Annotated in this window: 23 protein-coding genes and 1 pseudogene; 19 read left to right on the forward strand and 5 right to left on the reverse strand. The window is 58.7% G+C overall.

Translation table 11 applies throughout. From position 1 onward, the window contains the following. The 3 genes from AC0Z42_RS24360 to AC0Z42_RS24370 all read left to right on the forward strand — a co-directional run. Positions 1 to 226: integrase core domain-containing protein (locus AC0Z42_RS24360; RefSeq protein WP_485470729.1), on the forward strand; the 226-nt coding region annotated here is incomplete at its 5' end. 97 nt (positions 227 to 323) lie between these two features. Continuing rightward, a complete protein-coding gene (locus AC0Z42_RS24365; RefSeq protein ID WP_485470730.1) occupies positions 324 to 2,360 on the forward strand; it encodes a carboxypeptidase-like regulatory domain-containing protein in 2,037 nt (678 codons plus the stop codon). A gap of 350 nt (positions 2,361 to 2,710) precedes the next feature. Next, entirely contained in the window at positions 2,711 to 3,133 is a 423-nt protein-coding gene (locus tag AC0Z42_RS24370; protein WP_485470731.1) for a hypothetical protein, read from the forward strand. A 16-nt stretch (positions 3,134 to 3,149) separates the two neighbouring features. Here the strand turns inward: AC0Z42_RS24370 and AC0Z42_RS24375 are convergent, their stop codons facing one another. Next, positions 3,150 to 3,800, reverse strand: coding sequence for a hypothetical protein (locus AC0Z42_RS24375; RefSeq protein ID WP_485470732.1), 651 nt, complete (start codon positions 3,798 to 3,800; stop codon positions 3,150 to 3,152). A gap of 329 nt (positions 3,801 to 4,129) precedes the next feature. Between AC0Z42_RS24375 and AC0Z42_RS24380 the strand changes: the two genes are divergently transcribed. From AC0Z42_RS24380 to AC0Z42_RS24390, 3 genes and pseudogenes are all read left to right on the forward strand, one after another. After that, positions 4,130 to 4,942, forward strand: coding sequence for a redoxin domain-containing protein (locus AC0Z42_RS24380; RefSeq protein ID WP_485470733.1), 813 nt, complete (start codon positions 4,130 to 4,132; stop codon positions 4,940 to 4,942). A gap of 174 nt (positions 4,943 to 5,116) precedes the next feature. Further along, positions 5,117 to 6,433, forward strand: a pseudogene (locus tag AC0Z42_RS24385) (Tn3 family transposase); the annotation flags it as partial. Between the two features lie 329 nt (positions 6,434 to 6,762). After that, the gene (locus AC0Z42_RS24390) at positions 6,763 to 7,350 is read left to right on the forward strand and encodes a hypothetical protein (RefSeq protein WP_485470734.1); all 588 of its coding nucleotides are present in this window, start codon (positions 6,763 to 6,765) and stop codon (positions 7,348 to 7,350) included. A gap of 552 nt (positions 7,351 to 7,902) precedes the next feature. Here AC0Z42_RS24390 and AC0Z42_RS24395 read toward each other — a convergent pair. Further along, positions 7,903 to 8,379 (reverse strand): hypothetical protein, encoded by a 477-nt coding sequence (locus AC0Z42_RS24395; RefSeq protein ID WP_485470735.1) that lies wholly within the window; start codon positions 8,377 to 8,379, stop codon positions 7,903 to 7,905. A gap of 736 nt (positions 8,380 to 9,115) precedes the next feature. On the opposite strand from AC0Z42_RS24395, the gene AC0Z42_RS24400 reads away from it, so the two are divergent. From AC0Z42_RS24400 to AC0Z42_RS24435, 8 genes are all read left to right on the forward strand, one after another. Then, positions 9,116 to 9,553: an antirestriction protein gene (locus tag AC0Z42_RS24400; RefSeq protein ID WP_485470736.1), complete on the forward strand. Its 438-nt coding sequence runs from the start codon at positions 9,116 to 9,118 to the stop codon at positions 9,551 to 9,553. A gap of 115 nt (positions 9,554 to 9,668) precedes the next feature. Continuing rightward, a complete protein-coding gene (locus tag AC0Z42_RS24405) occupies positions 9,669 to 11,597 on the forward strand; it encodes a ParB/RepB/Spo0J family partition protein (protein ID WP_485470737.1) in 1,929 nt (642 codons plus the stop codon). Between the two features lie 93 nt (positions 11,598 to 11,690). Further along, on the forward strand, positions 11,691 to 12,227 hold the full coding sequence (locus tag AC0Z42_RS24410) for a hypothetical protein (RefSeq protein WP_485470738.1): 537 nt from the start codon (positions 11,691 to 11,693) through the stop codon (positions 12,225 to 12,227). Between the two features lie 10 nt (positions 12,228 to 12,237). Next, positions 12,238 to 12,744, forward strand: a complete 507-nt coding sequence (locus AC0Z42_RS24415) for a single-stranded DNA-binding protein (protein WP_485470739.1) — start codon at positions 12,238 to 12,240, stop codon at positions 12,742 to 12,744. A gap of 308 nt (positions 12,745 to 13,052) precedes the next feature. Beyond that, complete coding sequence (locus AC0Z42_RS24420; RefSeq protein ID WP_485470740.1) at positions 13,053 to 13,388, forward strand: hypothetical protein; 336 nt, start codon at positions 13,053 to 13,055, stop codon at positions 13,386 to 13,388. 54 nt (positions 13,389 to 13,442) lie between these two features. Next, positions 13,443 to 14,036: a hypothetical protein gene (locus AC0Z42_RS24425; protein ID WP_485470741.1), complete on the forward strand. Its 594-nt coding sequence runs from the start codon at positions 13,443 to 13,445 to the stop codon at positions 14,034 to 14,036. Next, the gene (locus AC0Z42_RS24430; protein WP_485470742.1) at positions 14,036 to 14,263 is read left to right on the forward strand and encodes a DUF3717 domain-containing protein; all 228 of its coding nucleotides are present in this window, start codon (positions 14,036 to 14,038) and stop codon (positions 14,261 to 14,263) included. The genes AC0Z42_RS24425 and AC0Z42_RS24430 overlap by 1 nt, the downstream gene beginning before the upstream one ends. Before the next feature lie 25 nt (positions 14,264 to 14,288). Beyond that, the gene (locus AC0Z42_RS24435) at positions 14,289 to 14,729 is read left to right on the forward strand and encodes a hypothetical protein (protein WP_485470743.1); all 441 of its coding nucleotides are present in this window, start codon (positions 14,289 to 14,291) and stop codon (positions 14,727 to 14,729) included. A gap of 124 nt (positions 14,730 to 14,853) precedes the next feature. On the opposite strand, the gene AC0Z42_RS24440 is transcribed toward AC0Z42_RS24435, so the two are convergent. Genes AC0Z42_RS24440 through AC0Z42_RS24450 form a run of 3 tightly spaced genes read right to left on the reverse strand, consistent with a single transcriptional unit; the run spans position 14,854 to position 16,670 of the window. Continuing rightward, on the reverse strand, positions 14,854 to 15,576 hold the full coding sequence (locus AC0Z42_RS24440) for a hypothetical protein (RefSeq protein ID WP_485470744.1): 723 nt from the start codon (positions 15,574 to 15,576) through the stop codon (positions 14,854 to 14,856). A gap of 1 nt (position 15,577) precedes the next feature. Then, positions 15,578 to 16,303, reverse strand: coding sequence for a nucleotide-binding protein (locus tag AC0Z42_RS24445; RefSeq protein ID WP_485470745.1), 726 nt, complete (start codon positions 16,301 to 16,303; stop codon positions 15,578 to 15,580). Positions 16,304 to 16,310: 7 nt separating this feature from the next. Beyond that, entirely contained in the window at positions 16,311 to 16,670 is a 360-nt protein-coding gene (locus AC0Z42_RS24450; protein WP_485470746.1) for a hypothetical protein, read from the reverse strand. A gap of 580 nt (positions 16,671 to 17,250) precedes the next feature. Here AC0Z42_RS24450 and AC0Z42_RS24455 point away from each other — a divergent pair. The 5 genes from AC0Z42_RS24455 to AC0Z42_RS24475 all read left to right on the forward strand — a co-directional run bounded on the left by AC0Z42_RS24455 (position 17,251) and on the right by AC0Z42_RS24475 (position 23,428). Further along, entirely contained in the window at positions 17,251 to 17,598 is a 348-nt protein-coding gene (locus AC0Z42_RS24455) for a hypothetical protein (protein WP_485470747.1), read from the forward strand. Beyond that, complete coding sequence (locus AC0Z42_RS24460; protein ID WP_485470748.1) at positions 17,595 to 19,343, forward strand: type IV secretion system DNA-binding domain-containing protein; 1,749 nt, start codon at positions 17,595 to 17,597, stop codon at positions 19,341 to 19,343. The genes AC0Z42_RS24455 and AC0Z42_RS24460 overlap by 4 nt, the downstream gene beginning before the upstream one ends. Further along, on the forward strand, positions 19,327 to 22,233 hold the full coding sequence (gene mobF / locus AC0Z42_RS24465) for a MobF family relaxase (RefSeq protein ID WP_485470749.1): 2,907 nt from the start codon (positions 19,327 to 19,329) through the stop codon (positions 22,231 to 22,233). The genes AC0Z42_RS24460 and mobF overlap by 17 nt, the downstream gene beginning before the upstream one ends. Positions 22,234 to 22,355: 122 nt before the next feature. After that, positions 22,356 to 23,114 (forward strand): M48 family metallopeptidase, encoded by a 759-nt coding sequence (locus AC0Z42_RS24470; protein ID WP_485470750.1) that lies wholly within the window; start codon positions 22,356 to 22,358, stop codon positions 23,112 to 23,114. Next, entirely contained in the window at positions 23,111 to 23,428 is a 318-nt protein-coding gene (locus AC0Z42_RS24475) for a hypothetical protein (RefSeq protein ID WP_485470751.1), read from the forward strand. The genes AC0Z42_RS24470 and AC0Z42_RS24475 overlap by 4 nt, the downstream gene beginning before the upstream one ends. Position 23,429 lies beyond the last annotated feature (1 nt).

The following is a 23,429-nucleotide window of genomic DNA, read 5'->3' on the forward strand; positions in this document are numbered from 1 at the left end:
TATGGCGGAATTGACGGTGGGCCTGGCGCAGTATTTCGCGTTCTATAACGCTGAGCGGCCGCACCAATCGCTGAGCTACCAGACGCCCGACCAAGTCTACCGCGACGGGGTTGGCGGCGGTGCGCTGATCGTCGACCGGTTTGGTGACGACAAGAAGAAGTCACAGGAAGAGAGCAATACGGGTCAGCGCCGAGCAGCTGGAGCAGTGGAAACGGGCACAGCTTAAATTAGTCGGGAAAGTGTCTTGACTGATGGATCCACTTTAGACCTTCAAGCTGCAGGGCATACCTGCGCTCGACCTGAAGGATGACAGCGATGCACTGGTGTCCGGCAGCAATGGCGCATCGGTCGGCCTGAAGCCGTTCTGGGCCTACAACCCGGCCGACGCGAGCTTCAGCATTACCGGTCCCGCCCTGCAGCAAGCGCTGTCGGGCTTGCCAAATGGCACCGTGAACATGTCGCTGAACTTTGTATCCAAGGATGGCGAGTTCGCAGTGACTTACGATTTGCTGGCCATCAAGCAGGGCGCCAAGCTTTCCGGCAAGCTGATCAATCCACAAGGCGCGGCAGTCACCACGCTGGGCGGCAAACGCATTCTGCTGCGCGGATTCAACGGGCAGCTGCGGGCCACCGCACTGATCGATGGCAATGGCAATTTCGTCTTTGAAGGCGTCATTCCCGATACGTATCAGCTCACGCTCAACGATCTGGTCAATCCCGACGTTGTCAGCGCCAGCACGGTGATCCTGCAGGGAACAACCCAGGCAACCGTGACGATGACGTACTCGCTGGGCGCCTTGCCCGAGGTGCTTTCCAAGCAGGCGGGCGCGGCATCGTCGAGCTTTGTCTCGAGCACCGTGGTCCAGAATGGCAAAGCCGGCGCGCGCCGCGAGGTACCGGAAGCGAAGACGCTTGCCGCGCCCGCAGCCGTCACGGCGACGCTGGCCGGGGGGCAGACCTTCAGCGCGACTGCTTCGGCGCAGAATCAGACGATCACGACGCCGATTGCTTTTAATGTACCGAAGGGAACAAAGAGCGTCGGTGCCAAGGTGACTGTTTACACCGCCGAGTATCCGACTTACACGACCCAGCAAAGCCAGTATAACGACACCTGGTCGTATTCGGTGGTCGGGCTGCCGGGCACTGCCTTGTCGGCCAGCGGATCGGTGAATCAGTCGCATTTCACGCAGGCGAGCATCACCAAGACGGCTTGCGTCGACGTGAGCAAGGAGGCCGAATTGGCCGACCTGTCGATCAGCGGCGCCGTCAGCGCGACCAATATCGGCGACAGTGCTCTGGCGACAATCACCCAGGTTGAAATGTCGCTCGGCTGCGTCGGCCTGAAGGTTACCTCGGCAAAATTCTTGTCGCCAAATGCCGACGCGCACCCGGTGCTGGACCCGATCACCACCACCGGCAACCTGGTCGGGCCGTATCTGTCGATTCAGCAAAGTGCGGCCGACGCCACCCATACGATCCCGCTCGAGATCGCCTTTTCGCCGGCCGACGCCAAGATCACGGAAGTGAACATCGGGGTGTCCGCAAACGGCGCCGACCCATCGTTTACGACCGACAATCTGCTGGGTCAGGCGCACACGCTCACCGCCGGCAAGATCAAGTTCAATCGGCTTTCGCTGCCGGTCTTCGCCGACGCGATGAGCAACGGCAAGCTGTCGGTGACGGTCAGGCTCAAGGGCACGGTCGAAGAGACCAGCACCACGTCCGATCCGGCCGAAGGAGGGCAGGTGTCCTTCGACAGCAAGACGGCGTTCACGCCGCTCTACCTGGGTAACAGTGTCGCCGCGCTGGCTGCAAGGCGCTACGGCAGCCGCGACGCCGGCGGCGACTCGTGGTCCACCAAGCAGACGCTCGACTGGCTCGGCACCAAGGCTTACCGCTTCGACGACACCAGCAGCATGCATATCACGCAGACGGCCACCGGTCGTTCCATCCTCGAGCACAGCGGCCATAGCGACGGACAGCAGATCGACCTGCGCTATGCCGACGGCGCGGGCGGCTACAGCGACGCCCTGGGAGGGCAGGGCAATGGCGCCCAGATCCAGCAGATGATCAACGCCGCGGCCGCCGAAGTGGTGGCCAACCCGCCGCTCAAGCCGAAGCTGGCGATCTTGCAAGCATGGATCGCCGCAAACCGCGCGCTGCTCGACCTCGAGGCAGCAGCGGCCACCACCCGACGAATTTACATCGGGCCGTCATTCATCAAGCTCGCGCTGATCGACGCCAAGTTTTCCGCCACGGTCAGCATCCCGGGCGTTCAGCCATGGACCAAGCCGGCGCAAGTGGCGATCGATGGGGCCCACCTGAGTCACTGGCACCTGAGCATGACTGCGCATCCATGATGCCGCGACGCTAGCGTTGGACGCTTCTACAGCAGGCCTGCAACATCATGTGTTGCGGGCCTTTTTGGGGTTCCAGGTGCAACGGAACGCAAAACCGGGTTAAGACAGAGCCTATCGGACCAAAGATGTGAAGCCCGAGCCACGAGCCAGGTAAGCTTAGCCGTGTGGTTTCAGCTAGCTGAGAAGGGGAGAACAGGGGAAACGGAAAAAATAGTACGCTAAGGCTCGCGCCAAGGGCTAAGCAGGCATGGTCGCCATGTGTCGGGAATAGCTCAAAAACGGTTTCTGGTCATCGAACCAAGCCGACATAGTTTTTCGTATGTGGTCGGGTAGCAGTAGCGCATCGCCATTTGCAGCAGGCACTCGACCAGGGCGCCACGCGCGATCGCACCGCTTCGATGTCCAGCGTTGCGCGCCGGCCGCGTCACTGCCTGCTCCTGGTGGGCCTGGGTGCGGTCTTGATCCTGGATCTGATCGCCGGTGCCGGCGACCTGGCCAGCTCGACCAGGTGCGGCACGGCCGGCCCGGTCGACGCCTGCGTCGCCAGCTGTTGCAGGTGCTCGGCCAGGGCGCCGCACGGGATCGCACCGCTTCGACGCGCAGCGCTGCGCGCCGGCCGCTCCACGTCCTGTTCCTGGTCCTCGATCTGGTCCACGGTCGCCAGCAGCGCCGGCCAGTTCGACCAGATGCAGCACGGCAGGTTTGGTGATCGCCGGCGCCGGCAGCTGCAGTTGTCGGGGTTTGAGGTGCAGTGGAACGGAAAACAGACTTAAGCCCCTGTTTGGGGATTTAGATATTTTCCTGCGCAAGGATGATCCTGTCCACAACCTTTTGCCCGTCGGGCATCGCGGACATGACCCTCAGAAACATCACGTTCCGACCAAGAATCTTCTGGATCTCGGACGCAGACAATGGCTTCGAAAGCACCTTAAAATTGTCCAGTTTCTGGTAGTGGGTCTCCCCTTCGTCGTCGCCGTACCAGTCCAACAGCACCTCGCCCGTTCCCTTGCCGTATGCCACAATCCCCACGCCGTTTTCATATAAAAAGACGACGTCTCCATTTTTAATTCGGTCGATGTTGTACTTCCATGGATCGTAGAAGGCGCCCGCGAAGCCATTCTTGAGCATCCATTCGTGATCCTCGAGGCTGTTGCGCTTGTTCGTGTTAAGGATATGAAAGCTACAACTCTCCTGCTCCTTGTTGGCTTGATCTTGCTTCTTCTTCTCTTCCTCTGGATCGTCCAGCTTCAATTCCTTCATCGCTACACTTGCACCTTCCTGGATCAAGTGCAGCAGCGCCTCTTGCTTTGACAGCGACACCTCATCGGCCAGGGCCTCGATGAAAGAATTCAGCTTCATGGGAAGGCGCACTGTACAGGGCACTAGCTCCTCCTTTTTCGAGGCTTTGGAATTCCGGATTAATTCAAGTAACTTGCTCATGTTTGGCCTTTTAGTTGGCTGAAAGACCGTATTTTAATTATGAAACATAAAATGCGTCAAGTAAAAAATATACTTGTTTCAAAAAATGATTCAACCAATGAAACTGACGTGTTTTTGATGCTGAGGCAACGGGAAGCGAAAACGGAAAACACCGTTAAGCGTTCTCGGGTATCGTTTCGTTCGGACTGTTCGGATGAACTATGCTCTAACCTGGCAATGTAAGATTGGCAACTATCAGTCGTTGATTTTGCATCACGCTTAATGGGTGTTGGAACACAAGAGTGAAAGGGCTATGCTGGTGAATTGCTCAGCACGGATGGGAGAGTCGTTTGGATGCAGTTAAGCTAGGTCCCCTAATTATTCCGATGCAGGTAGCGTTACTGGTGGCCAGTATCCTGCTTGCCAATGCAGTGGCCGCATGGTTCCGTGCGTCCTGTCGTGTCGATCCTGGTCCAATTTTATGGAAAATGCTCTTCGGTGGCTTCGGGGTCGCCCGGCTCATCTTCGTTTTGCGGCATGCCGATATCTACGCGAGCGCGCCGTTGGAGGTGCTTGACTTGCGCGATGGCGGCTTCGATATTGTGGCTGGTTTCGTCACAGCATTCGTGATCGGTGCCGAGTTGTCGAGGCGATCTCCGCTGCTACGCAAGCCACTTTGGACTGCAGCCTTGGTTGGATCCGTCATTTACATTGGGGGAGCCTCACTGAATCAGGCACTTTTTTCGGCGGGAGCGCCAGTTCCAGCAGTAGAGGTGCGTAGCTTGGATGGATCAGCCGTAGAGTTGACCAATTTTACTGGCCGTCCGGTGGTGATCAATCTTTGGGCAACCTGGTGCCCACCGTGCCAGCGCGAGATGCCAGCAATGCAGATGACGCAACTGGCCCACGCGGAGATTGAATTCGTCTTCGTGAACCAAGGCGAATCGATGGAAATCGTCACTCATTATCTCGCCGCACAGGGTCTGAGGACACAGAATGTTGTCCTGGATCCGGCGAAGCAGGTGAGCACTCTGACTGCTTCTTCAGGCTATCCGACGACTCTGTTCTACGATCCAAAGGGGCGGCTTTACCTGCGGCATATGGGTGAACTGTCGCGCGCCACGCTTGAAGAAAAAATCGCACTTCTGCAAAAGCTTCCCTAAGTTCGTTGATAATTGCAATACGCTGACTTCAGCGCGCTCACAAATCACGATTTGCAACGGGCGCCAACGTCAAGCGCATTAGAGGGCACCGGTATTTGTACGCCGCTGCCACGTCGCCCTTCTTCGCTGGTCCATCTCAAAAAACTGTACGTCTAGGGTATCGCGCCGCATCCCCGAATGGAAGAACCGGCATCGCTGATCGCGCTGCGCGCCAAGGTCATGGCCACGCTGCCGCGCGTCGATCTGCCGGAATTGATCCTCGAGATAGCATCCCGCACACGCTTTACCGACGCCTTCACCCATATCTCGGAGCGCACGGCGCGGGCTTCCGATCTGCACGTGAGTATCTGCGCGGGGCTGATGGCGGAGGCATGCAACACGGGTCCAGAGCCACTGATTCGCGGCAACGTGCCGGCGCTCAAGCGCGACAGGTTATCCTGGGTGGACCAGAACTACCTGCGCGACGATACTATCACGGCAGCGAACACACTGCTGGTCGCCGCGCAGAGCCGTTCTGCGCTGGCCAGTTTATGGGGTGGGGGCGAGGTCGCCTCGGCCGACGGCATGCGGTTCGTGGTGCCGGTGCGATCAGTGCATTCCGGGCCGAATCCGAAATACTTTGGCGTCGGGCGCGGCGTCACCTGGTACAACCTGATCTCGAATCAGTTTTCAGGGCTGAACGACATCACGTTGCCGGGCACGCTGCGCGACAGCCTGGTGCTGCTGGCTGTGGTCCTGGAGCAGCAGACCGAGCTTCAGCCAACCCAGATCATGACGGACACGGGAGCCTGCAGCGATGTGGTTTTCGGCCTGTTCCGCCTGCTTGGGTACCGATTCAGCCCGCGCCTGGCTGATGTCGGCGGTACCCGCTTCTGGCGGATCGACCAGAAGGCCGACTACGGCCTGCTCAATTCTGTATCCGGTCACAACATCAGCATGCAGAAGATTGAACCGCATCGGGATGACATGTTGCGCCTGGCCGGCTCGCTCAAACTCGGCCGTGTACCGGCCGCCGGCATCATGCGCACGCTCCAGGTCGGCGAGCGCCCGACCAGGCTGGCCCAAGCCATCGCTGAGTTCGGCCGGATCGACAAGTCGCTGCACACGTTGACCTACATCGATGACGAGGCCAAGCGCCGGGGCACGCTGACACAGCTCAACCGTGGCGAGGGACGGCATAGCGTCGCCCGTGCTGTCTTCCACGGAAAGAGAGGCGAACTGCGCCAACACTACAGGGAAGGCCAAGAAGACCAACTCGGTGCACTCGGCCTGGTGCTCAACATGATCGTACTGTGGAACACAAGCTATATGGAAGCCGCATTGAACCAGCTGGGCGCGGACAGCTTCGAGGTCCTAGATGAGGACGTGGCCAGGCTGTCGCCGCTGCTATACGAGCACATCAACATGCTGGGCCGGTATTCGTTCTCGGTACCGGATGCAGTGGTCAAGGGCGAGCTACGTTCGTTGCGCAACCCAACGACCGATGAGTAGATAGGTCAGTCTGGATATGGCCAGAAATAGCATTAGGCTCAATAGAACAGGCGTCTGCCGGCGTCCTGTCGGTTCACAAGAAGCCTGAACCAGGCTTACCGCCCGATTTTCTCCATTTTCCATAACCGCCCCTAATTTCCTTAACCCGGTTTTCCGTTCCACTGCACTTCATACGCCTACATCCAAAACACTCTGTTCGTAACCGATCTCTTTCGTACAGCATTCTTTTGCCGAATACTAGAAATCTAAGTCGTTGCAAAAATTCTAATCTGTGACGATAATTGGCAATCTTCTTGGCGCTGACCAGGTAAACTGAGCAAAAGGGTGAAATGAGCAAGATTTTCAGCAGTGTTTTGTTAGCAATTGGCATTGTGTTAATGGTATTTTCTGTAACTTACGATACGACCGTCAGGACGGACTCGCAGTACATATCATCGGAAATATCTGTACCATCAATGACAGTCACCAATATTGGCAAAATTGAAGAGAAGCGCACGATGATGTTTATCGCTGCACTGTTGATCGTTTGCGGCGTACTTGGCCTGCTGTTGGGCAAGCCGGCCGTCGCGAAGACGCAGGAAGATAATTCGCTGTACGACGGTGAACCCAACGTCGAGGTGGGCGCATATCAGCTGTATCTAACGAGGCGCTTCCATATTGTCCGCAATGATACGCTGCAGCAGTACGTCATTGGAGGCGATCTATTTGCGACGTTAGCCCTGGCCTTAGCCCACGCTGATGCCATGTACAAAGCGCACATTTCGATTGAAGGGGACGCGTGCAACGCACGAGCCGCAATGATGAGAAAATACGGCATTACGCTCGCAGATGGCATGTATAGCGTTGGCGGATACGACTTTGATACATTTGATCAAGCAATTCTTCACGCTCGCTCGACGCATACGGCGCCCAACTGATTCAGCAACATCATCGGCGTGAAAAATGAACGAGAGCTTCGCCACAGCCACTGGGGCGAGCGCCATTTGGATGATCGCCTATTTGCCAGTCGTCGACGCTTCTCGGGACCGCTCGACGGAACACACGCAGAGCGCGCCGTGCCAGGGCTGGAAAACTAAAACTAGTCGTGTTTATCTTTCGCCGATCTCCTGATCGCATGTCATGAGGGATCAGTGATCGACCGCGCTTCGTCACCACTGCATCTATCTGCACGAAAACCACCAACGCGCTGCGATGGGGCGCCCAGCATCGACGAATTATATTTGATTGCAAGCCAGGTCAAAGGTCCGCTGCCTGACGAGCGGCGGCAGGTACAACATGCCCGCGCCCGTCCCTTCTTGACGATCTCGCAAACTGGCTGTGTTCATGCTCACTATACCGTTGCAAGAATCAGCGGCGATGGCCGTGCATTCACCAGGATGGCAAAAAAGCGGCGCCACCACGATCACTGCTGGCGTCACTCTTGCGTGACCGTGCGTCAACGCTAAGAATGGTGACGATTGCAGGGATGTTCAGGGCTGTGCATTGCGTGGTTTCCAGAGTTGCCCGAATTCGCTGGCATCCTTCGCCGCCAGGCTGTAAAGAAGTTCTTCTGGTTGCATGTTGTTGAGAAGCGCAAACGCGGTGATCTCGTCCAATGTGCGCGCCGCCTTGAGTTGCTCCAGAGTGCAGAACATGCAATCGGCCTGATCCTGTGTGAGCAATTCGATGCGCTGACGTGCTGGCGCGCCATCTGCCAACGAGAGAAACGTCACTCGTGCGTGCGCCAGTTGTTCTTCTGTGAGTTTTGCCATGATTTTCTCCTGTTGGTCTGCACGTTTTACCAGCTGATCCTGCGTCGATCGCTGTGCTGCATTGCCCACCGCCAACGCTTGCTGGTCATGTAGCGCTACATCATAGGTCATCTGCGGCGGGCCGATCCAACCTGCCCGCCGCACCGACGTTGCGGCATGGGCTGATGCCGGGCGGCTGGCAGCTTGCGTGGTCATGACTTGTCCATGACGATGATAGACAGCCGCAACGACGGCCGCAACTGACTGCTGGCATCCGCCAGGTATTGCCTCGGCGGGTTGCGCGCGCGAAAGTCCAAAGCAGACGCAAGGTCACGACCTGGGCCGCAACCCCGGTCTGTCGTGAACCGAGCCCCATATGGCCGGGTCTCGGCCCTGCGGGCTCGGCCCGGCGGCCTTCCGCTGCGCTCCAGCGCGACGAACGCGTCGCTCGGCATTGGTGGCGATGGCCAGCGTCGGCTGGGTGGCATGCACGCATAGAACCTGAAGTGATGGACAGGCGCTTTCAACCGCCGCGCCAGCCGAACAGCCCGGCTGTCACGCCGTTTGCGCCGCCGCTTGCGCTGTGAAGCCGGCCGCGCCAAGTCCAGGGGCCGGGTGCTTTCAAGGGCGGCGCCAGCCCAAAACCCGGCTGTCACCGTCCTTGCGCCGCCGCTTGCGCTCTACAGCCGGCCGCCCCCGGCCAACCCCGACGATGGCAGCACGGGCCGCGGCACCCCGTTCTTGCATCCCCAAGCAAGCGCCCCCAGGCTAAGCGAGGGGGGCTTGCTTGGGGATAGACGACGGAACGGGGCAGAGACAGCGGCCCCGTTCCTCGCTGCCTGAAACAAAGTCCCCCTCCCTCCGCCCTCCCAAGGGAGGGAACGAGGAAGTTCGAGCAAGAGGATCCGATTCGACCTCTTACCTCAGATCAACTTCTTCGAAGGGAAAGACCATGCAAACCAATCCGCACCTGAAACAGCCCGCGCGCGATCTGCCGATCATCGCCACGCTGGTGGACAACGACCATGAGCGCCTGCGCTGCCTGCCAGCGATCGCCGGCAACCGTTGCGTCGTGCTGGAAAATACCATCTACGCCACGCTGGCGCGGATCTGCGCCTCCTATCACGGCGGCTATTGGCATTTCTACCAACTGTCCAATGGCGGTTTTTACATGGCTCCCGACTCGGACGCCATGTTGCGCCTGTCCTGCGCGAACTACTTCGACGATGAGGTCAGCGCGAATACGGCGGGAATCATTGCCACCGCCACCGCCTACAGCACGCTGTCATTCCTCCAGGACGGCGCGTGTTTCGCGATCGCCTATCACCAGTTGTCCGATTTTATCTTTCAGCACCGCGACGCGGGGCTGATCCGCGCGGCGCTGGACTAAGCACAAGGCCTCAGGAACCGGTCCAGCCTGAGTTCCCTGGTAGCGGACCGCACCCTGCCGGGACGAGCCGATCGCGGCAGGGCACAGCCAACCATCCACTTCAGGAGCAGCAATCATGCAAGCAGAAATTCACCATACTACCCTCGCCAATGGCGTGCCTCATCTCGCGGCAATCGCGGACGCGGTGGCTGAACTGACCCGCCACGCCACAGTCGTCACCGCGACCTGCGCGCAGCTGGTGCGCAGCAAGTACAACGTACGCACGAAACAAACCGACCTCAATGTGCTCGCCGCCCTGATCCGCGCGCATGGGCTATTGCAGAACCTCGTCGGCTACAGGCAGCTGGTGGACGGCGTCGAGACGGGTGTGATCGAAGTCGTCGCTGGCGGGCGCCGGCTTGAGGCCATCGGCCAGCTGGTCGGTGCGGGCGAGTTGCCATCGGACTACGGCATCGATGTCTTGCTGGTGACCGAGGACGAGGCCATCGACATCAGCTTGGCCGAGAACAGCGGCCGTGAGGATATGCACCCGGCAGACCTCTACGTGGCGATGCAGGCCATGATCCACCATGGCCGCGCCATCGAGGATGTGGCGTTGCGCTTTGAACTGGAGGTGGCAACCGTCAAGCGCTACCTCAAGCTGGCGAACATTTCGCCGCGCCTGCTCGCGATGTTTCGCGACGGCGAGTTGAACTTCGAACACATGATGGCGTTCGCGCTCGTCGACGACCACGCCGAGCAGGAGAGCGCGTGGGACAGCCTGTCGAAGTACAACCGCAGCGCCTACGATCTGCGCCGGCTGCTGACGGCGCAGAAGATCAATACCCAATCGGATCGCCTGGCGCGCTACGTGGGCATGGACAGTTTCGAGCAAGCCGGTGGCATGGTCGAACGCGACCTGTTCAGCGACAGCGGCACCGGCTACATCAGGGACGCGGGCTTGTTGGAGAAGCTGGCGATGCAGAAGCTGGAACAGCACGCCAAAACACTCCGGAAAGAAGGCGCCGCATGGGTCGACATCATGCCACGGGCAGACCATGCCGATCTGGCGCAGTTCGGCCGCGTGCGTACCACGCACAGCGTGCTGAGCGAGAAGGCGCAGCAGCAGGTAGACGAACTGACCGAGCGCATGACCGTACTTGGCGAACGCATCGACGCCGCCGATGAAAACGACGAGGAGGAGCTGGCCGGGCAGCTGCGCGAGGAGCAGGCGGCCTTGTCGACGCAGTGCGCAGCCATCCTCGCCACGTGTAGCAAGGTGCCACATGCCGAGGACAAGGCGATTGCCGGTGCCGTGCTCTACATCGACAGCAATGGCAAGCTGGCGGTGCTGCAGGACGCCATCCGGCCAGCTGACATGGCAAAACGCGCCAGCGAGCAGGTCGGCGTGGCGGTGAGCAAGCGTCGCAAGGCCGACCATTCGGATCGGCTCACCGCCGAACTGAGCTCCCATCGCACGCTCGCCCTGCAGGCCGAAATGATGGACCAGAACGATGTGGCATTGGTCTACCTGACCTATACGCTGCTCAAGTCAGTGCTGTTGGCCTACGGCGGCTACTCGCGCAGCACACTGGCAAAGATCAGCCTGAGCCACCCCACGCTGGCCGAGGAAGCCGGCAAGGGCAAGGCGGCAGCGGCCGTTGCGCAGCGCCGCGAGCAGCTGCTGGCACGCCTGCCAGAGGGAGGTAATGGCGAGGGCTGGCTGGAATGGTTGGGCGCACAGCCGCAGGCGGTGGTGCTGGAGATGCTGGCCTTCTGTGTCGCCAACTCGCTCGATGCCACCCTGTCGCGTGAGGAAGCGTCGCCGCAGTTCGCCACACTGGGCCGGTCGCTCAAGCTGGACATGCGGAAATGGTGGCGCGCTTCGGCAGAGCACTACTTCGAGCATGTGTCGGTGGCGCGGATGGTGAAGGTGGTCAGCGAGGCGGCGTCGGCCGAGGCGGCGGTACCGCTGGAAAAGATGAAGAAGCAGCAGGCCGCTGAGGCCGCCGAACGTGCGGTGGCCGACTGCCGCTGGCTGCCTGAGTTGCTGCGTACGGCCTAAACCAAGTGCCCCGGTCGCAGCTGGCCGGGGTTCCCGGCGGCCGCGTGGCCGCTGCCTACTGACTTTCGCGCGCGACAGTCGAAGGAGACCAGCATGACTTTACAGCGACATTGGATCGCGACGATGCGGACGGGTGCGCGGCGTGGCAACGCCGACGCGGCTGACCTGGTGGCGTCGCGTCTGCAAAAACTGGAAACCGCCAAGCATCGCCTGCAAGTCGTCAGCACCCTGGCACGCAGCCGAGACGCTGGCGGCCTGCAACAACTCGGCTACCGAAGACCGACGATCAGCCGCTTGCTCAACTCAGCGGGCGAGCGTGCGCTGCTGGCTGAACCGGCGGTGCGCATCTTGAACACACAGCGCCAGATAGCGACGTTGTGGGAACTGGCGCAGCAGCTGGCGGTGGGCGAGGGTGCATCGGAACAGACTGGCGCCGCCGTGGTGGACGAGACTGGGGCACGCGTGATGTACCGTTTTGCCAGCAAACCGGACAAAGCACTGCGCGCGCTGGCAAGGCGGGCGGGTTTTTTTGCGGCCGAGGTACGCAACACCCATGTGCGCGCGCTCAATGCCCAAGCGTTGACCGCGCTGCGCTGGTTGCGCGATGAAATCGCGAAGCGTCAGCGCTGAGGGGGAGATCATGCGGGCAAGTATTAACCAAGTCATACTGATGGGAAATGTCGGCCGCATGCCCTGCTGGACCGCATTGCCGAGTGGCGCGCCGGTATGCCATCTGCTGCTGGCCACCGACGACTTCGAAGAAGACTGGCGCACTGGCCAGTCCAGTATTGTCACCCACTGGCACCGGGTGGTGCTGACGGGAGCGCTGGCGCAGTCGATGCGCAAGCGCATCGCCAAGGGCGACGCACTGCATGTGGAAGGGCGGATGCAGAGCCGCAAGTGGACTGACAGGGCCGGCGGGATGAGGTACACCACAGAGGTCATTGCCAGCACCGTGCTGGTGTACCCGAAACCGATGCCGTCGGCATGCGTCAACCGGCAGGGTGGCGTACCGGTGACCGAGCGGGAAATTGCAGCGTGGATCGCCGACTACGACGCGGCAGATGCCCGCCTGCGGCGCGAGCAAGCGATGCGCGTGCCGCCAAGGCGAAACGGCGGTCTTCAGGGACGGCGCTGGCCGACGTGAGGCGGCACGCCGGGAACCGGGTCACGGGACTACCCGCTAAAACTTTGGAAACTCAGGCGGGTTGCCCGCCAGCGTGCCTATTTACTTCGGCAAGACCTACTTCAAGAGCCACCGCCGACCTGGCCGGAGCCCAAAGATTTTGCCCTCCGGGCCGCTTGTGCCGCCACCCCCAAACCGCCGCATTGTCGCCCTGAAGCGCGTTTGATCTGTCGCAAAGTTGCTATGGTATCTATTGATAGTCAATAGTTAGTGACCTATAATGAATCATGTAGGTTATTGATTGTGTTGATATTTTACTGGAGGCAGCCATGCACAAAGTAGAAATTCAGGTCGATTTTATCGCTGACATCGGGCTGGCTGCGTGGCGGCAGGAATGTCAACGCATGTTTGATGCATCGTATCCCGGCTGCGGTCTGTCGCTGGAGGTATTTGTTGCACGTTTGAGCGCAGCGATTGACGAACGGCTTGCGCAGATTCCCGTCGCCGACCGAGATAACGCCATCGCTATTGCCGAGCAGTTTGGCTATCAAACCATGGCAGAACGCAATGAGGACGCGGCTGCGAATGCAGAGCACGGTGATTGCTGCCATGGCATTGCGTGCGGATGCTGCCCTGCGGGATGCGGCTCCGGTTACGACGATTAGGCAAGCGCGTGGCGCAGTCGCTGCGCCAATCAGAGATTTCGTGGAGGCATGATCATGCATACATCATCAAAACTCTATCTGAAACATCGCGTGGAGCGGCGGCGGGAACACACGCCCGGTCAGCTCAAATCGATTTTCCAAAGAACACTGTCCCTGGGCAAGGATATGGATGACCGCAGGCTGCACTGGACGCTGCCAAAGGAAGTGATGCCAGAGCAGCGCCTGGCGTTTATGTTGGCCGTCTATTTCACCGGTGGCGCCTATGTCCTGATCGACGGCGCGCGCGGCTTGTTACCAGTGGAAAAGGTGACACAACAATTTGCGATGCTGCAAAAGGCGCGAAAAGCCGGATCGTATCGCGCCGGACATGCGTTTGCGCAATTGCACGAAGCATTGGGCTATGGCCATCATGAAACGCAAGGCTTCGGCCTGATCCACGCTGACGATCTGCGTCCGGTCGACGGCTTTATCAAAGGATTTTCGGACAGCCTGGCCCAGTCACTGGAAGCGGACGTGATGCGTGTCATTCGGCCGGAATTAACAGCTGGCAATGAGTTATTGATCAATAACTTGCGCCACTTCATCGGCGACCATCGACTCCTGGAAACTGTTGTTGATGACATTCCGGATCACGGGAGGGGAGCGTAATGAGCACCATGTCGATCGTGGGCCTCGAGCAGGCCATCAACCAATGCAAGCGACTGCATCCGCCGGTCGATTATGTCCTGTCCCCCGAACTGCGGATGCTGGCCACCTTATGGGGTGACATGATTTATCGGCACATTGAGACGATCGAACTGGATGCCTTGCCAGCCGAGCTCAAATCATTGGTCGAGCGGTGGCATCTGGGAATCGCATGCGATGTGTATCAATAACAATCGGTTTCTAACGGAGAACAGCATGGAAAACAGTCAAATTGCTAAATCATTGAGGTGCAGTGAGATGATGACCGCCCTGTCCGAATTGATTGATCAGTGTGGTAGTCTGCCGGTCCAGGCGTCCGGTACGCAATGGGCCATTGGCATTCAGGCGCATGGTTCCGGCGCCATGCATCTGGCATCCCCCTATGCATTCCTGATCGAGGCGGTCGATGTACAGTCGCCCCTGCCGCTCGATACCCTTGAATTACTGGAGCGCATGTCGGCATTTGTACGGAGCAACGGTGACCACCCGGTTTTCTTCCGGCACTACCGTACCTGCTTTGATGTCGTGCTGAGAGCCAATCCGGTGTCGGAAAATGCTTTGCCGCTATCATTCACGATTGAGGTGACTGCGGCTGTTGCCGACGAACACGGCAACTATATGCCGCTGGATCAAGGCGACATCTTGATTTCCTATTGACACAGGTTTCAACGATTGACCATGCGGCGCAAGGGCATTGGCAGTGCCCGGTAGCATTTGCGCCTCACGACCCTGCCCGATGATCGTCATTTCCACGCTTTTGCGTGCCATAATTGCCAGCACATCATTTCCCCCTCGCTTTGTCATCCTTTGCTGGTGCCACCGCCTCTTTTGCCATCGGGGACAACTCCAATGTCTCGCGGGCCGATTTTGACAGCTTTGGCCAGGCTTTATCCAGCAACAAACCGTTGTGCATGAGCCTGATTTGGTTTTCGGATAAATCGCGGCCGCTATTGCCGGAAATCATCATGCCACCTATCAAGCCTGCCGTGATACCTGCCAAGGTGCACGCGCCCGCTCTCCACCAAAGACTGATGCCTGGTGCCTTGTGCGTGGCTTCCCGACGCACCTGCTCGAGCGTGTCGGATGCCATGCGCGCAAATCTGGCTTGCATGGCCGCAAGCTCCTGCTCGGCCACCTGTTTGGTGCCATCGGCGATTTGCTGAAACGTCGATGCGACCATCTTTTGTACCTCGGTCGCCTGCTTTCTTTCCGCCTTTACTGCGTCGGCCAGTTGCGCGACAGCTTGACTGACCGCTTCTTGCATTTGAGAGGCCGCGTTGGCGCCAGATTTATTGATCAGTTCGGACTGAAACAGCGCTGCGAGGATGATGGGATCGTCCTGGGTGATCTTCTGTCCAGTCAGCCGGAATACCTCGGCACACAGCGCCTCGACCTGGCTGGCCTGGCGCTGATGGGCCTCGCCGCTGCCGCCCTTCGCTTCAAGGACTCGGCCCAATGCGGGTTCCTGTTTGCCGCCCAGCGGCAGTTGACGTTGGTCTTTCATATCAGAAACTCGCTGCGTCGAGCTGAGCGAACAGCGACTGACGCACCATTTTCAGGCGTTGTCTGGGCATGATGCTGAACATCGAAGATTGCTGGGCCTCATCGAATGTCAATTTGCTTTTGCCCAGTAATTCCATGTCTTTACCAAAGGTATCCGGATTGCCTTTTTCGATGCGAATCACGCTGTGTATGCGCGCCTGGTTTTCCTGATACAGCGTCGAATCTGCAAATGCTCGCCCATCGCGTTCGACTACGCCAAAAAACTCGTTGAGCCAGACTACAATCGGTGCCGTCTGGTTGTGCAGCATGATGGACAATCCCTGCAGCGTATCGTCAAATGCCTGACCGCCCGTGATCACAGAATGGATGAGCACCTTCTTGCCCGCATCCTGGAGCAGCTCGATTGCCTTGTTTTCCACCATGTACGACATCAGCGGAATAAAGGTGGATGCCCCGTTATCAACCACACAGGCACTATCGCTGGTTAACAGGTCCTCAATCAGGCCATCAAATTCCCTGACATTAATATTGTTCATCTGATCCAGAATGTCGATGCGTCGCGACGAAAATGCCTTGTACTGCGACAGGGTGTCGTTGACAGGATCGGTGTCGAACGGCTTGACCGCACCATGGCGATCTGCAAAATATTGCACAAGTATTGCCGCAATCAGTGATTTGCCAACACCGCCTTTTCCCTGCAAAATAAAATGGATTTGGTTCGAGTTCATATTGTCCTCACCAGGTTGGTTTGTCTTTCGCTCTATTTTTGCTCCAACTAAATTTTGGTAATTGCGACCTGTCCTCTGCTTGTTCCGGCTCCTGAGTAACGCCTGAAATCTCTGAGCCGGAGTGAATTTCAGATTTGCAATTCGTCTGTGTCGATGTCTGCTGTGCAGGCAGATCATCTTCGGGCCGCAGCAGGTGGGTGCGTTTCTTTCGGTGAATAAATCGGTACACCTCCATTTTCGTCGCTTTAACACCGTTGAGCGCCAAAAAGGTGGCGATTTTTTGATAGGAGACCCGTGCCCGATACAGTTGAAATATTTCGGCTTCCCATGCAGCAAGCTTTCCCATCCCACCTGCTAGCTGTGCCAAGTAAGTTTCGACGTCGACAGTCATATCAAAAGGAAAAAATTTTTTGTGGAATGTATTTATTGAGATTCATTAAGTTTCAATAAATAAATTTATTTAATTGTCGCGTATCAAAGTTTCAATTGGCAACAATACTTCAAACCATGTTATATGAATATTTTAGTATAAAAATCGTGAATCGGATCCTTTTTGTATGCGGACCGTAGTATAGTTTTATTGAGCGTATCCTGAATGTATTCCTTATAAATTCATTTAATAAATTTATTTAAGAAGCGTTTTCCAGCATGAAATTTGTGGATAAAAAAATCCTGCATCAGGGAACCCCACCCTGATGCAGGACGGCCCTGAGATCCCCACCAGGGGAAAATCCCCCCTGGTGGGACGGCGTTACATAAAGACAGGGCTCCAGGAGGTGCCACGGGGGAGCCCCCGTGCCCCCTCTAGAGTCCCACACATCACGCAACCTCCGGTTGCCGCTGAAAGCCGCGCTGCGCTTGGCTTTCAGCGTTAACGAGTCGCTTTCGCTCTGTTAACGCGCTGCTTTTCTCAGGTCGCAAACCCTTTGATTTAAAAGGAGTTTTTGTTGATGAAGAAAGACCCAAAAATTCTCGGGCTGCGCCTGCCAGCCGATCTGCGCAACTGGATCGCCAACCAGGCCGCCCTGCTCAACAAATCCGAGACATTCATCGCCACAGAGTTGCTTATCCGCGGCTTGCGGGACAAGACTACCGATGAGTTGATCGCCAGCATCCAGAGCGCCGCCAACAATGGGTATCAGCGCGAGACCCTGCGCCAGACCCTCGCCACGCGATACGTCGTCGAGGCCCAACTGCGCGGCATGGTTCGCCATCCGGAGACGCTCGGCACCGAGGCATTGCGGTGGGCCGACAAGCAACTGGAGGCCATATATCCGCCCGGAGCAGCATCATGACCATCAGCCGAAACGACAAGCGGCACCAATTTACGCGCGGCGCCGAGGTCATGCGACATGAATATGGGCTGTATTTCAGCGCCCTGTTTTTCAGTTTCATGATGGCGCTGATCACTGCAGCCGGATCTTGCCTGTTCATCGGCAATGCCATGCTGAGTGAGGAAGAGGGACAAATCATCGTGAGCCGCACCGTCGCCACATTCAACGTAGAGTCGAACAAGCCGCAGGCGAAAGTCAAATTCACATTGGCCAGGTCTGGGGAGAACAAGATATTTCTTGTGCCGGCCGAGAAGCTCCTGCAAATAACCACTCCCGAATGGTCGGAGATAAAACGCAAGCTCAAAATGTGCGCATGGGTGTCGGTGGCCGCCGGCACGGCGGTATTTTTCCTGACCAACTGGGCTTGGCGGCAGTTCGGCAAAAAGGTATCGAAAGACGAAATTGTGCGCGGAGCGGTATTTGCCGAACCGAAAGCTGTCATCAATGATCTTGAAGCACAGGGAAAGTGCAGCGAGATCCATATCGCGGGCATTCCGATGGAAGCCGGACGCGAGGTCTACAACATAGCGGTATCCGGTGCGGTGGGTTCCGGTAAATCGGTCGCGATCAAGGCCGTGCTGAAAGACATACGCCGCATTGGCAAACGCGCACTGGTTTTTGATTCGACCGGTGAATTCATCGAGAATTTCTACCGACCGGGCATCGATATCATTCTCAACCCCTTCGACGAGCGCAGTCCCCCCTGGACGGCATGGAACGAGGCGCGCAAGATTTATGATTACGCGAACATATCGGAATCCTTCATTCCCGTGAAAACGCACAATGAACCATTCTGGGAAGAGGGCGGCCAGGCCGTGCTGGAGGACATTCTGGCGCGCCTGGCCAAGATCAATCAGGCGACCAACAGGCGGCTGGTGGAGGTGGTGAACGTGCTCACCCTGAAGGAGATCCAGGCGATCGTCAAGAAGCTGCCGGCGGCCGTCTACATGGATCCCGAGGCCGCCAAGACGGCGCTCGGCATCCGGATGAATGTAGTGCGTGCGGCCAAGGCAATGCGCTATCTGGGCGACGGCGAGTCGTCGGCACAGTTTTCCATCCGCAACTGGGTCAACGACGAGACGACCGATAGCTGGTTATTCCTCGCAACCAAGGAAGAAATGCTGAGCACGATGAAGCCGCTGCTCACCGCGTGGTTCGACATCGCGATGCGGGCTGTCATGTCGCTGCCGCCGAGCCGATCGCGGATGATTTTCTCCGTGCTCGACGAGTTGTCGTCGCTGGACCGGATCAGCACCCTTAAAGAAGTGGCGACGCGCGGCCGGAAATACGGTATCGCGCTAATGCTGGGTTACCAGAACATCGCGCAGGTGCGCAAGATTTACGGCGACGACGACGCGCAGACGATCATTTCCATGCTGCAGACGCGGCTGGCGATGCTGGTGCCGGACTACCTGACCGCCAAATATGTCAGCGAGAACCTGGGCGATCAGGAACTGATGGAAAAGGACGAAAACATCAGTTTTGGCGTCGACCCAACCCGGGACGGCGTGACGATCGCCACCCGGCGTGAGAAGCGCGAGCTGGTCATGGCATCGCAAATCATGGGCTTGCCGCCGTTGACCGGTTACTTGCGCCTGGCCGGCCGCAATGAGGTCATGAAGGTCAAATTCGACTACCAGGAATACCCGGTGATCGCGCCGCCATTCATCGAAAAGGAGATCATCAGCTATGCTCTCGATGAGTAACGTCTCCAGTGTCGCCAGCGCCGCCAGCTACTACGCCGAGGACAACTACTACAGCCAGGACGAAAACCAGGCAATGTCGGTCTGGGCTGGCAAAGGTGCCGAGGCGCTGGGCCTGACGGGCAGCGTCGGACCGGAAGACTTTGCCAAGGTACTTGCCGGTGAGATCGGCGAGTTCGGCCTCGGGAAAATTCTTGGCAAGGGTCCTGATGGCGAGTTGTTGCGTGACCACCGGCCAGGCTTCGACGTCACCCTCTCTGCGCCAAAATCCGTCTCGATCCTGGCTGAGGTGGAAGACAAGCAGGAGGTCCGCTGTGCGCACGAGGCGGCGGTGACCAAGGTGCTCGATTACATCGAGCAGAACCTGGTGCAGGCGCGGGTGACGGAAGCAGGTGAAACGACGACCGTGCGAACCGATAATCTGATCGTTGGCCGATTCCACCACACCACCAGCCGCGACCTCGATCCTCAGACCCATACACACCTGGTGATCGCCAACGCGACCCAACTGGAAGACGGGCGCTGGCGATCGATCTCCAATGAACTGATCTACAAAAACCAGAAGCTGCTGGGGGCCATCTACGACAGCGAACTGGCCGCCAACCTGCGAGAGCTGGGCTATCGGCTGGAATCGACCCAGGACGGCCGCTGGGAGGTTGCCGGTGTCTCGCGCGAACAGATCGGCCACTTCAGCCAGCGCAGCCAGGCCATCGAAGAACGTTTGGAAAAATTCGGCCTGACGCGCGAGACAGCGACGGCGGCGCAGCGCGAGGACGCCGCGCTGCGCACCCGCGATGCGAAGTCGGAGGTTGACCACCAGGCGCTGCGCGACGACTGGCGACAACGGGCCCGGTCCATGGGCGTCGATTTCAGCAAGATCGCGGCCGAGCGTGAGCAAGGCGGCGCGCCGCCGACCGATCCAGCAGTAAGCGCGGCGAAGGCGACGGACGCGGTGCGCTTTGCCATCGCTCACCTGACCGAACGCGAAAGCGTGGTGCCGCGGGAAGAGGTGATCCGGGTCGCCCTGGAGCATGCGGTCAAAGATGCACCGTGGGCAAGCGTACGGCTAGAGGAGGTTGAAAAGGCGCTAGGCGCCAAGCTGGCGGCCAAAGAGGCACTGTCGACGCCCCTGGCAGGCCATATAACGACGCCAGAAGCACTGAAACGGGAGCGGGACATGCTCACCATGCTCGATGGTGGACGAGGCGCCGTGGGGCCGATTATGGGCTTGGAAAGGGTGGTGGCGGCGGTTGTCGCTTTCGAGCAGGCGAGATCTGTGGCCAGCGACACGCCGTTCCGGCTGACTGTTGGCCAGGAGGATGCCGCGCGCGTGGTGTTGACCTCGCAAGACCGGTTCATTGGACTGCAAGGGTACGCCGGCGTTGGCAAGACGACGATGCTCGAACTGGTGCGTACCGCCGCAGAGGAGGCTGGATACACCGTGCGCGGGATGGCGCCGAGCGCGATGGCGGCTCTGACCCTAGAGACGGAATCGGGTATCGAGAGCGTGACGACCGCCAGGTTCTTGCTGGACGAAGGCCGCCGCGCGGTCAAAGAAGCCAAACCGGAACCGGTGACTCTGGAGTTATTTGGTGCGATCGACTTGGCCGGGAAGCAGTGGCGGACCGTGTCCGTCACACTGCCTGGCAAAGCCAAGGAAGGGGGCTATGCCCTCGAGGAACTGTGGATTATGGATGAGGCCTCGCTGTCGGGGCAGCGCGAGATGACGCAGTTGATGGCGTTGGCGCAAAAGGCAGGCGCCCGGCTGGTGCTTGTAGGGGACGAGCTGCAGCACAACGCGGTGGAGGCTGGCAAACCATTTGAGCTGCTGCAGAAGGCAGGGGTCGATGGCGCCGTGATGTCTGACATCAACCGGCAGCAGGTCGAAGACCTGAAGCAGGCGGTATCGGCGGCGGTCGCGCGGCAGAACACGACGGCGCTGGAATTTCTGGCCGATCGTATCGTCGAATTGGGCAACAAAGGTGCGTTGCTGGCCAAAGTAGCCGGCGACATCCTCGACAAGCATCCGCAGGATCGGGACAGGGCGCTGATCATTGTCCCTCTCAACGACGACCGCCATGTTATCAACAAGCTGGTGCGTGAGGGACTGCAGGAGCGCGGCGAGATTGGGGCAAAACAGGTGGAACGGAATATTCTGGTACCAACCGGCTTCACTGACGCGCAGAAGGCTTCGACTCCGTATTATGAACCAGGCATGGTGGTGCGGTTCGGGCGCGAGTACCGCAGTCTGGATGTGGCCAGCGGAGGCTATGGCACTGTGATGAGTGTCGACGTACCGCGCCATCAGGTGAAACTGCACATGGAAGATGGTCGTCATGTCACCTGGAGTCCCGAGAAGCATGCGAAGGTGGAGGCATACCAGCCTGACGCCCGTGAACTCGGCATCGGCGACGAACTGCGGTTCACGCGCAACAACAAGGAACTGGGAGTCCACAACGGCACCCTGGGCAAGGTCACCGCGATCACGGAAGACAAGATCGTCCTGGATACTGCCAGGGGGTTGATCACATTGAAATCGACGGACAAGTCAGACTCCCATTGGGACTACGCCTATGCGATGACGGTGTACGCATCGCAAGGCAGGACCACCAACGACGTGAATTTTCTGATCACAGCCGATAGCGGCAGGGCGATGGGAGAGCGCTCCTTCTACGTGGGCATCACCCGTCCGAGGCTGGATATGACGATCTACACCAATGACAGCGACAAGGTCAGGGAACTGATCGAGCAGGAGCAGAACAAGACCAGCGCTGTCGAAAAGCTCAGTGTGCAGGATCTGGTCAGCGGCCACAAGCTTGATGAGGACGCTGGCGCGAAGGCTGGAAAGGGGGCGCCAGGCAGCAGCGGCCGCAGCCCAGGCGTCGAACTGTAGCAAGGCGGCGCCGCTGGGCGCCGAAGACCTGACGAACCTATATTCGCTGCAATATTGAGAAAAGTCGCGGTTCGGGGATGCGACGGCGGAAGAATGGAAGACGGACAGACTGGAATCGATCCATGGACTTATTGCCTTCGACGCGCACGCGCTATCTATTATTGTTCATCTGCCTGGTGGCGGTGGTTGCTCTCGTCGAGGCACTGGCCAAGGCCGTCGTCGGCTGGGGCAACTCCGGTTTTGCCGTCACGCTGTGGGCGTGCTTCGGCGTGGCCTATGGCTGGCTGCTGATCGAGCCGATGGTGCGGGCGCTGCTACTCAAGCGCATGGTCGCGGGTGCCGGCCGACAGCACCGTGTGCGGCGGATCGGTGCAGCATTGGCCAAGGTCAGTGGTGTCGCCGTTCCCCGGTTTTATGTCTATGAAAGCGACAAGTTCGACGTGACGGTGAGCGGTATCGGCGAAGGCATCACCATCCTGGTCAGCGACCAGGCCGCCGGGATGGACGATGATCGGCTGGAGTCAGTTCTCGCACATGAGTTTGGCCATATCAGGTTGCGGCATGCCTTGATTCGCCTGACGATATATGGCTCGCTGCTGTCGCTGGTGATTATCGGGCACAGCACTGCGGTGATCGCGGTGATGGCCAATTTCTTTGTGCTGTGGACGATGCGACAGATGGAATTTGCTGCCGATCACGACGCGGCGCGGATGGTCGGAGCCACCCGCATGCGCGCCGCGCTGGCCTACGTGGGCGAAGTTTTGGGCGACATCCCAGCCTGGCAGACAGTATGCAGCTCCCATCCCACGTTCCGCGCCCGCATCGCACGGCTGAACGACCAAACTACCCTTGATCAACACACACCAGGAGGCTCCACATGAAGAAAGCAATCGCGACCGCCATTGCGCTGGCCACCATCAACGGCAGTACCCCGGCGCTTGCCGATAATTCTTTCGGCGCCAATCCGGACGGCAACGAGAAAGTCTGCGCACTCGGCATGGCGGCCCAGAACGAGCAGGGCTTTATCGAAGCTTTGCATCGTTGCAAGCGGGGTGATATTTTGGATATCGGCTGGGCCAAGAGCATATTGGCGATGCAGGTATGCGACTTCACCAAGAGCGTCGTCTACCATCCTGGTAACGGGGCCATCATTGCTTGCGTATACACTGGTAACCGCAGGGCGGTCAGCAAATAAG

Source organism: Janthinobacterium sp. 1L-D-8-B-C4 (assembly GCF_057291295.1).